Source organism: Bradyrhizobium sp. (assembly GCF_016462955.1).
Classification (GTDB): Bacteria; Pseudomonadota; Alphaproteobacteria; order Rhizobiales; family Xanthobacteraceae; genus Bradyrhizobium.
Genome location: NZ_JAEMSD010000225.1, coordinates 1 through 10,461 on the forward strand (window position 1 = coordinate 1; position 10,461 = coordinate 10,461).

Consider the following 10,461-nt stretch of genomic DNA (forward strand, 5'->3'; position numbering starts at 1 on the left):
GCTGCGCGATCTGCCTGGCGCGTTCGGCGTAGACTTTGGAGAGCGCCTCGAGGTCCTTGTTCAGCGCCGAGCGCACGCTGCGGTTGGCGTCGTTGTCGCCCCATTCGCGGCCGGCGGCGGCATTGATCTCGACGCCGCGGCGCACCAGCTCCTTGCGGAACTCGACGAACTGCTCGATGCGCTTCTTGAAGGTGGCGAATTGCTCGGCATCGTCCGCTTTGACGATGGTCTCCCAGCGCTTCACGACGTCGAGGATCTGGGCGTTGAACTTCAGCAGTCCGTCGCCGTATTTCTTCACCACGGCCGGCTCGGTCGACATGTAGACGCCGCGCGATTCCATCACGACGGCATAGACCAGCGAGTTGACCCGCTCGACGTTCAGGGCGGCGGCATTGGCGGTTTCGATCGCGCCGGTCAGCTCGACGCTGCGGCTGCTGTTGTAGTCGGACAGCAGCGCGATCGCCGCGGTGAGCAGCGCGAACAGCGCGAAGATCGCATAGAGCCTGGCAGCAAGCGTGAAGCGGCCTGCCGGGGTGGCGGCATTCCCAGATCGGTCGGATGTCATGTTCAAGGAGCCTGGAATGGCCTGAAGCGGCGGGTGAGCACGGTCGTGCGGAATTGATGCAAAATTATGCGGAACGAAGATGGATGTGGCGTTAACGCGGCCCTTTGGCCGCCTTCGCCCTTGGTCGAAAGAAAGTAAGATATTTCAGCGTCTTGATCCGAAGATATAGTTTGGGGATAGTCCTGGAGTCGGCCGTTGGCCGACGAACCCCCGGAGCGGCCCTTGGTCTACCGCCACAGCATCGACGCCACGACCTACACCTTCCCTGATCTGCGCGACCTGCTCGCCAAGGCGACACCGCCGCGGTCCGGCGACCGGCTGGCCGGTATTGCCGCCGCCACTTCCGAGCAGATGATCGCGGCACGGATGGCGCTCGCCGACGTCCCGCTCGCCCGGTTCCTGCAGGAAGCCGTCATTCCCTATGAGGACGACGAGGTCACCCGCCTCGTGATCGACAGCCATGACGCAAAGGCCTTCGCGCCGGTGGCCTCGCTCACGGTCGGCGCTTTCCGGGACTGGCTGTTGTCCGACGCCGCAACGCCGGAGGTCCTGAAGACGCTCGCGCCCGGCCTCACGCCGGAAATGGCGGCCGCGGTGTCGAAGCTGATGCGCAACCAGGATCTGATCCTGGCCGCGCGGAAATGCGAGGTCATCACGGCGTTCCGCAACACCATCGGCCTGAAGGGGCGGATGAGCACGCGGCTCCAGCCCAACCATCCGTTCGACGATGCCAGGGGCATCACCGCCTCGATCCTCGACGGCATCCTGCTCGGGGCCGGCGATGCCTGTATCGGCATCAATCCGGCGAGCGATGATCCGGCCGTCATCGCCCAATTGCTGCGGCTGCTCGACGAGGTCATCGCGCGGCTGAACATCCCGACGCAGGGCTGCGTCCTGACCCATGTCACGACGACGCTGTCGCTGATCGGGCAGGGCGTGCCGGTCGACCTCGTCTTCCAGTCGGTCGCCGGCACCGAGGCTGCCAACCGCAGTTTCGGCGTCGACCTCGCACTGCTCAAGGAGGCGCACGAGGCCGGGTTGTCGCTGAAGCGCGGCACGGTCGGGCAGAACGTCATGTATTTCGAGACCGGGCAGGGCTCGGCGCTGTCGGCCAATGCCCATCACGGCGTCGACCAGCAGACCTGCGAGGCCCGTGCCTACGCGGTCGCCCGCGCCTTTGCCCCGCTCCTGGTCAACAGCGTGGTCGGCTTCATCGGCCCGGAATATCTCTATGACGGCAAGGAGATCATCCGGGCAGGGCTGGAGGATCATTTTTGCGGCAAGCTGCTCGGCCTGCCGCTCGGGGTCGACATCTGCTACACCAACCATGCCGAGGCGGACCAGGACGACATGGACAATCTGCTGACGCTGCTTGCGGCTGCCGGCGTCACCTTCATCATGGGCGTCCCCGGCGCCGACGACGTCATGCTGAACTACCAGTCGACGTCTTTTCACGACGCGCTCTATGTCCGCGACGTCTTCGGTCTGCGCCGCGCGCCGGAATTCGACGATTGGCTGGCGCGCGCAGGGATTACAGATGCTGATTTCCGCCTTGCAAGAGATGCAGGCCTGCTGCCGGATTTTGCCGCGCGGCTGATCGCATGAGGCGAAGCCGCGAAATTCGCCGAGGAAACCATCGGTCGCTCTCGGGATTATGCTCTCGCCACAATATTGAGAAATTCCGGCGGCAGCATTACGCTGGCAATTTCCGCAACCAGGTCGTGGCGGGGGAGCTTTGATGCGAGCTGAAAGTAACGGAACGTCCCGGCGGATTCTCTGCGTGTTTCCGCGCTACACCTCATCCTTCGGCACATTCGAGCATTCCTATCCCCTGACCGATGGCGTCCGCGCCTTCATGCCGCCGCAGGGACTTTTGCTGATCTCCGCCTATCTTCCGCAGGAGTGGCAGGTCAAATTCGTCGACGAGAATCTGCGCCGCACGACCAGGGAAGAGTTCGAATGGGCGGAGGCCGTCTTCGTCAGCGGCATGCACATCCAGCGCCAGCAGATGAACGACATCTGCCGCCGCGCTCATGAGTTCGATCTGCCGGTCGCGCTCGGCGGCCCCTCCGTCAGCGCCTGCCCGGATTACTATCCGTCGTTCGATTATCTGCATGTCGGCGAGCTCGGCGACGCCACCAACCAGCTGATCGAGATCCTGTCGCGCGACACCTCTCGTCCCGAGCAACAGGTGGTGCTGACCACCAAAGACCGCGTGCCGATGACGGAGTTCCCGATCCCGGCCTACGAACTCGTCGACGTCAAGAAGTACTTCCTCGGCAGCATCCAATATTCCAGCGGCTGTCCCTATCAGTGCGAGTTCTGCGACATTCCCGGCCTCTATGGCCGCAACCCGCGCATCAAGACGCCGCAGCAGATCATCGCCGAGCTCGACCGGCTGCGCGAATGCGGCATGACCGATACGGTTTATTTCGTCGACGACAACTTCATCGGCAATCGCAAGGCGGCGCTCGACCTGTTGCCGCATCTGATCGAATGGCAGAAGCGGACCGGCTACGTGGTGCGCCTCGCCTGCGAGGCGACGCTCAACATCGCCAAGCGACCCGAGATCCTCGAGAAGATGCGCGAGGCCTACTTCATCACCATCTTCTGCGGTATCGAGACGCCCGATCCGGACGCCCTGAAGGCTATGCAGAAGGACCACAACATGATGGTCCCGATCCTGGAGGGCGTGCGCACCATCAACTCCTACGGCATGGAGGTCGTGTCGGGCATCATCATGGGGCTCGACACCGACAAGCCGAATACGTCGGAGGCGCTGCTTGCTTTCGTCGAGGAGTCCCGGATTCCGCTGCTCACCATCAACCTGCTCCAGGCGCTGCCGAAGACGCCGCTGTGGGACCGGCTGGAGCGCGAGGGACGCCTGGTCGACGACGACGGCCGCGATTCCAATGTCGACTTTCTGCTGCCCTATGACGAGGTGGTCGCGTCCTGGAAGCACGCGATGGCGGTCGCCTACGCGCCCGACAAGGTCTACGCGCGCTATCAGCATCAGTGTGACAACGTCTATGTGAACCGGGTCAAGGTCCCGGTGCCGGACGAGATGAAGACCTGGCGCAACATCCGGCGCGGCCTCGTCATGCTGCGCAACATCGTCTGGAAGGTCGGTGTGCTCGGGGACTACAGGGGCGTGTTCTGGAAGTTCGCGCTCGGGCGGATCAAGCGCGGCGACATCGAGGGGCTGATCGGCTGCACGCTGATCGCGCATCATCTCATCACTTTTGCGCGGGCGGCCTCCAGCGGCAGACAGAACGCCTCGAACTATTCGATCCGGCTGCGCGAGGCCGCAGTTCCCGCAGAATGACGCGACATGTCTGATCCGGCCGTCCCGCGCCGTCCGGCCCTCGATCTCAGGGCGTTCACGCCGGCGCGCGTCGCGCTGGGACGTAGCGGCGCGAGCCTGCCGACCAAGGCACTGCTCGATTTCACCCTGGACCATGCGCGTGCACGCGACGCCGTGCACGCCGCCTTCGATACGCCGCGGCTGGTCGCCGAGCTCGGTGCGCTTGGACTTGCAGTCACTGAGGCAAGCAGCAGGGCCGTCGACCGCGGGCAGTACCTGCGGCGGCCGGATCTGGGACGGCAGCTCGATGCGGCATCGGTCGAGGCCCTGACACGTGTCGCCTCGGAGCCGTGCCAGGTGGCGGTCGTGGTCGGCGACGGCCTGTCGGCGGCTGCGGTCCACGCCCATGCCGTGGCGGTGCTGACGCGTCTTTTGCCGCTGCTCGCAGCCGACGATGCTGTCGCGATCGGCCACATCGTCGTCGCCTCGGGTGCGCGCGTTGCGCTGGGCGACGAGATCGGCTGCATTCTCGGCGCGCACATGATCGTGATGCTGATCGGCGAGCGGCCCGGCCTCTCCGCGCCCGACAGCCTCGGCGCCTATCTGACCTTCGCCCCGCAGCCCGGTCGCACCGATGCAGAGCGCAATTGCGTCTCCAACATCCACCACGCCGGGTTGAGCCATGACGAGGCCGCTTTCAAGATCGCCTGGTTGGTCCGGGAGGGAATGGCGCGGGAGGTCACCGGCGTGGCGCTGAAGGACGAGAGCGCGGACCGTGCGCCGCGTCGAATTGGCACATTCTCGCCCGGATGACCGTTATCCCGGGTCCAGATCGCTCGGTTTCCTGATCGATTCGGCCGCGCTGGCCTGCTTGCGAAAAGACCGGTTGACCTGCTAAACCGCTGCCGGCGATTTTCCGCGCATTTTCAAAGGGCAAGCCCCATTGGTATGGCGTTTTCAAGCCGTTCGCGCGCAATAAGCTCTCAACCGAGCCGATTTAGGAACTGGACAAGGCATGCTCGAAAAGCACAGCGAGAATGAGGTTCAGGTCGACAAGGTCGAGCAGGGACCTGCGTCCTCGATCGCCTTCGGGCTGGAGCGCCTCGGGCTGATCGCCGTCCGGGCGCCGATCGTGTCCTGCATCGTGCTGCTCGCGCTGATGGTCGGCGCGGTGTTCGGCATCTACCGCATCAAGATCGACGATTCGCTGTCGCAGCTGTTCCGCTCCGACAGCCGCGAATTCAAGCAATATGAAGAGGTGACGAAGAAGTTCCCGGCCGAGGAATTCGACGTTCTCGTCGTGGTCGAGGGCAAGACCCTCCTGGACCGCAGCAACCTCGAGAAGCTGCGCGACTTCGTCACCGACCTGCAACTCGTCGAAGGCACGCGCGGCCTCGTCTCGCTGTTCTCGGCGCGTCAGGCGCCGGCGCCGGGCAAGCTGCCGGCGGCCCTGTTCCCGCCTGAGTTGCCCGAGGGTGACGCGTACAACAAGTTCATCGAGACCGTCAAAAACAACGAGATCATCCGCGGCAAGCTGCTGTCCGAGGACGGAACGCTCGCGCTGATCGTGCTCTCGCTCGATCCGGAGGTGGTTGCCTCCAACAAGCTGACCAAGACCGTCGCCGACATCCGGACGCTGATGAAGGAGGACCTCGGCGACACCGGCCTCAACGTGCAGCTCTCCGGCGTGCCGGTGATGCAGCTCGAGATCCGCAACGCGGTCGAGCGCGACGGGCTGACCTACAACATCCTCGGCATTCTCGCCGGTTGCATCATCGCCATCATCTTCTTCCGCAAGATCTCCTTCATGGTTGCGGCGGCATTCCCGCCGATGATCGCGATCCTGCTGGCGCTCGGCGCGCTCGGCTGGGCCAATTTCAACCTCAACATGTTCCTGAACGTGATGACGCCGCTCATCATGGTCATCAGCTTCTCGGACTCGATGCAGCTCACCTTCGCCGCGCGCGACCGGCTGATCGCAGGCCAGGACAAGTTCACCGCGTTCAAGAACGCGGTGCTGGTGGTGGGCCCGGCCTGCGTGCTGACGCACGGCACCGCCGGCATTTCCTTCATCGCGCTGCAATTCTCCGACTCTGACCTGATCCGCAAGTTCGGCGAGGCGGGCCTCGCCGCCACCATCATCGCGCTGGTCGCCGTGCTGTCGCTGGTGCCGGTGTTCGGCGTGCTGCTCGTGCGCAACGAGAAGGTGTTCGCGGTCAAGTTCCAGGGCGCCGATGCCGGCGTGCAGGCGCTGCGCAATTTCTGCTACTGGATCGCGGTGCGCATGGTGGGCCGGCCCGGCCTGTTCAGCCTGCTCGCGGTGCTGTTCGTCGGCGGCCTCGGCGTCATCTACGCCAACCTGGAGCCGCGCTACCGGCTCGCCGACCAGGTGCCGGACAAGCGCCAGGCGGTCGCCGCCAGCGACCGGTTGGATGCCAAGCTCACCGGCGCGAATCCCGTCAACGTGCTGATCGCATTCCCCAAGGGCGAAACGCTCTATTCGCCGGAGACGCTCCAGACCATCGCCGACGTGCATTCGACCGTCGAGAAGTCGGCTGGTGTCGGCAACGTCTGGTCGCTGGAGACGCTGCGCCGCTGGCTGGCGGAAAAGGCCGGCAGCGCCGACGTCGCAACGCTGAAGGAATATGTCAACGTCATTCCCGAGCATCTGGTACGACGTTTCATCGACGCCGAGCAGGACGCCGTCGTGGTTGCCGGCCGCGTGCCGGACAAGGATTCCAGCCAGCTCCTGCCGATCGTCGACAAGCTCGATTCCGAGCTCGATGCCGTCCGCAAGAAGCATCCGGGCTATGAGATCGCAGTGACTGGTCTTGCCGCCATCGCCGCCCGCAACTCGGCGAGCATGATCGAGAAGCTGAACCACGGTCTCACGATCGAATTTGCGCTGGTCGCGATCTTCATCGGTCTCGCCTTCCGCTCCTGGGTGGTGACGCTGGCTTGCATCCTGCCGGGCATCTTCCCCGTGGTGATGTCGGGCACGGTGCTGTGGGCGATGGGCGAGGGACTGCAATTCGCCAGCGTCGTCGCGCTCACCGTCTCGTTCGGCCTCGGCCTTTCCGCCACCATCCACTTCCTCAACCGCCTGCGGCTGGAGAACAAGCCGGGCGTCGGCTCGGCGCTGGCGGTGGAGCGGGCGACCGTGCTGGTGGGACCTGCGCTGATCCTGACCACGGTGGTCTTGGCCTGCGGCCTCGTCGTCACGGTATTCTCCGACCTGCCGTCGCTGCGGCTGTTCGGCTGGCTCAGCGCCTTCTCGATGGTGATGGCCCTCGTCGCCGACCTCTTCATCCTCAGGCCGACGGCGATGTGGCTGATCAACCTGCACGACAAGCTGCAGGGCCCCGACAAGCCGGCGATCTGAGCAGTTGGCGCCGGACGCTGCCCGGCGCGCCTTTACGCTTCGATGCGGATGATCCTGTAGGGATTGAACTTGAAGTCGCCCTCGGCATAGTCCTGCTCGCGCGACAGCGCGAGCTTGCGCTCGCGCAGCGTTGCCGCGATGCCGCGCTCGGCCATGGCGTCCGCGATCTCGTCCATCAGCTTTGCCGCCTTCCGGTCGCTGCCGCGCGATCGCGAGACATAGATGTCCGGCAGTCCGACGAGGTGGAAGCCGACGCTTTCGTTGTAAGTGTCGCCGGCGAGCGGACGCTTGGCGAAGGCGAGGCGGCAGGCCCGGCCCATGGCTGCCGTGACGGCTGGGCCCTGGCTCGTGTTCGTGGCCGCCTTGCACTCCCGGGCCAGTTGTCGCCATCGTGCAAGGCCGTGGGCAACGCCCGCGCTTTCGCCCTTCACGGCGGTGGCGCCGGCCTCGATCATCTCCTCGACGATGCGCAAGGCGGCGGCCGAATAGGCCACCGTCTTATGCTGCTCCATCGGCGGGCTCAGCACATAGAGCACGACCTTGTGGTCGAGCACGGCCATTTCATCCGCCTCGGACCACGCCTTCGGAAAGACGCGGTCCCAGCACACGCCGAACGAGCGCTCCATGTGCGGATCGGGTTTGGCTTGCGAATAGGTGCGGTCGATCTCGAAGTTGAAGTCCGCGATCGTCTTGGCCACCGCCTCCGGGGGATGCAGCAGGCCCTCGTCCTTGCCGAGGAAGCAGAGCACGTGACGAGGCTTCACGGGCGAAGGCTGCATGTCCGCCCCTCGCTGAACTGACGATCGATCATTGGCGAAGGCGCCACTGGCGGCGAAGACGCCGGCCGCCTTCAGGAGGAGTCTGCGGGTTGGGTCCATGTCCGCTAACAGCCAGCAAAAAGCCCCCGGCTCGCGAAAACCGGAGGCTCTTCCCTAACGTCTGAAGGCTTCAGCCCTTCGTCATCGTGATGTTGACGCCGCGGATCTCGCCCTTGGAGGAGATCTGCACCGTCTGCTTGGTGCCGTTGGTGCGCAGCGACGAATTGGCGGCGAAGCCGTTGGCCTCGACGAAGACCTCGATCTGGCCGCCGCCGGCGGTGCCCTGGAGATTGCCGAAGATGTTGCGGCTGGACTCGCTCCAATTGCCGGAGATTCGGTCACCCTGGCTCGTCACGTCGCTGGTGAGGTTGAACTTGTAGCTGTCGGAGGCGCAGTTCAGCGCCTGCTTCAGGTTGAGGCCGCTGCCGGCGACTTTGTAGTCCGCCTTGCAGCGGATGCGCTCGGTGGAGCCGTCGGACAGCGACACCGTGCCGGTTCCGGTCCACGCGCCGTCGAAACCGGCAAACGGTCCGGACGACTGAGCATGGCTTGCCGATGCCGAGAACAGCAGCACCGCCCCGATGCCGGCCGCCTTGATTGCCAGTCCAGATCGCCCAAAGAATGTCATCTCGAATATCCCGTTTTGGAACGACGGTCGCTTCGATCGAGAACGTCTCGCCACATCGAAAGTTTAGTGCTCCGAGCCAGTGTCAGGTTCAAAGCCAGACTGCCAGAGATGGTGGCTCACGTCGTCTCCCGCCATGCCGCGGCGGGGCGATTTGCCGTCTTTCGGTGTGTTTCTGAAGGGCCGGGCAGGGTGAAGAGATGCAGCCCTGCAACAGGCGCGCAGCAAAATGCGGGGTTGCTGGAATATGACGTAGTATCAAACCCTTACATCTGCCAAGGAAGGGTCAGGGGAGGCCTGATTTGGCGGGCGCGGCGCCAATTTGGCCGCATTTGCCAGTGCTTGTGCCTTCTCGAGGCCGCGACAGACGCGGCGACTTGCCATCAGAACAATCCGTTCCGGCCATCCGCCCTGTGCAGCCCGGGATCGGTGCGATTCTGCCGTCAGAATGAAGGAATACAATGCGTAAGCTTCTCGTCGCTCTCACCCTGCTGTCGGCCTCCCTTTCGACCGCAGCGCTCGCCCAGCAGGGGCGCGGCACGGATGCCGAGCAGAAGGCCTGCACCCGGGATGTGCAGAAGTTCTGCCGTCCGGTCATCGACCAGGGCGATTTCACGATCCTGGCCTGCCTGAAGGAGAACCGGGCCAAGATCTCCCAGGCCTGCGATCAGGTCCTGAAGAACCACAACCAGTAAGCTCGGCCGCTGGCCCATGGAGGCGGCCCCCGGGCCGCCTTCTCAGCGCAATCCGAGGGGCGGCCATCGACACACAGGATTGGTTTTGCGGCCGTATTCCCCTATATGGGGGCCGCGGCGGCATCGCCGGCGCGAGCCCGCGCGAGCGAAACAAACCCCTCCTGTCCAACCGATTGTAAACCAGCCCTCGATGACCTCTGCGAGCGAATTGCGATCCGGCAAGGGTGACCGCGACGAGAATTTTCCCGTCGCGTCCTGGATCATTCACCCGCGTCATCGCGCGCTGATCCTGGCCTATTACAACTTCGTCCGCACCGCCGACGACATTGCCGACCACGCCACGCTGCCGGCCGACCAGAAGCTTGGCTATCTCGACCTGCTCGAGGCGGAACTGCTCGGCAAGGGCGGCACCCAGGCCGAGGCCGTCGCCCTGCGCCGCGCGCTGGCCGAGCGCGGCATGGCGCCGCGCCATGCGCTCGACGTGCTCATCGCCTTCCGCATGGACGTGACCAAGCTGCGCTACGAGACCTGGGACGAGGTCATCCATTATTGCCGCTATTCGGCGATGCCGGTCGGCCGCTTCATGCTCGACGTTCACGGCGAAAGCACTTCGACCTGGGCCGCGTCAGACGCGCTCTGCGCAGGCTTGCAGATCAACAATCATCTGCAGGATTGCGGCAAGGATTTCCGCGAGCTCAACCGCGTCTATCTGCCGCGCGATGCGCTGGCCGCACACGGCGCCTCGGTCGAGCAGCTCGGGCTCGCGCAATCGCCGCCGGCGATGCTGGCCTGCCTGCAGTCGCTCGCCGCGCGCAACGAGGCGCTGCTCGAGGAGGGCAGGTCGCTCGCTGCGGAGATTCGCGATTTCCGTCTCGGCGTCGACGTCGCCGTCATCCAGGCCTATGCCGATCGTATCGTGCGCCTCTTGAAGGTCCGCGATCCCTTGTGCGAGCGCGTGCATCTCAACAAGTTCGAGCTGCTTGCCTTCAGCCTTGCCGGGATCGTCGGCGAAGCCGGTCGCCGCGCGATCGGGCGCAAGGCCGTTTCCAGACCGGGGGCTGCCCATGACGCT

At 64.8% G+C, this 10,461-nt stretch carries 8 protein-coding genes and 1 pseudogene; 6 read left to right on the plus strand and 3 right to left on the minus strand.

From position 1 onward, the window contains the following. Positions 1–565, minus strand: a pseudogene (locus JHD07_RS21765) (methyl-accepting chemotaxis protein); the annotation flags it as partial. Positions 566–787: 222 nt separating this feature from the next. Here JHD07_RS21765 and JHD07_RS21770 point away from each other — a divergent pair. From JHD07_RS21770 to JHD07_RS21785, 4 genes are all read left to right on the plus strand, one after another. After that, a complete protein-coding gene (locus JHD07_RS21770; RefSeq protein ID WP_291625644.1) occupies positions 788–2,170 on the plus strand; it encodes an ethanolamine ammonia-lyase subunit EutB in 1,383 nt (460 codons plus the stop codon). 133 nt (positions 2,171–2,303) lie between these two features. Continuing rightward, on the plus strand, positions 2,304–3,890 hold the full coding sequence (locus JHD07_RS21775) for a B12-binding domain-containing radical SAM protein (RefSeq protein ID WP_291625627.1): 1,587 nt from the start codon (positions 2,304–2,306) through the stop codon (positions 3,888–3,890). Positions 3,891–3,896: 6 nt separating this feature from the next. Next, the gene (gene eutC, locus JHD07_RS21780; RefSeq protein WP_291625630.1) at positions 3,897–4,682 is read left to right on the plus strand and encodes an ethanolamine ammonia-lyase subunit EutC; all 786 of its coding nucleotides are present in this window, start codon (positions 3,897–3,899) and stop codon (positions 4,680–4,682) included. 202 nt (positions 4,683–4,884) lie between these two features. Next, on the plus strand, positions 4,885–7,251 hold the full coding sequence (locus JHD07_RS21785) for an MMPL family transporter (protein WP_291625632.1): 2,367 nt from the start codon (positions 4,885–4,887) through the stop codon (positions 7,249–7,251). A gap of 32 nt (positions 7,252–7,283) precedes the next feature. On the opposite strand, the gene JHD07_RS21790 is transcribed toward JHD07_RS21785, so the two are convergent. Beyond that, positions 7,284–8,030 (minus strand): hypothetical protein, encoded by a 747-nt coding sequence (locus JHD07_RS21790; RefSeq protein ID WP_366864966.1) that lies wholly within the window; start codon positions 8,028–8,030, stop codon positions 7,284–7,286. Between the two features lie 169 nt (positions 8,031–8,199). After that, positions 8,200–8,697, minus strand: coding sequence for a hypothetical protein (locus JHD07_RS21795; protein ID WP_291625636.1), 498 nt, complete (start codon positions 8,695–8,697; stop codon positions 8,200–8,202). 458 nt (positions 8,698–9,155) lie between these two features. Here JHD07_RS21795 and JHD07_RS21800 point away from each other — a divergent pair, with 458 nt between their 5' ends. Beyond that, positions 9,156–9,389, plus strand: a complete 234-nt coding sequence (locus tag JHD07_RS21800; protein WP_194388522.1) for a hypothetical protein — start codon at positions 9,156–9,158, stop codon at positions 9,387–9,389. Between the two features lie 190 nt (positions 9,390–9,579). Further along, the coding region (hpnC, locus tag JHD07_RS21805) for a squalene synthase HpnC (protein WP_291625642.1) at positions 9,580–10,461 on the plus strand (882 nt) is incomplete at its 3' end.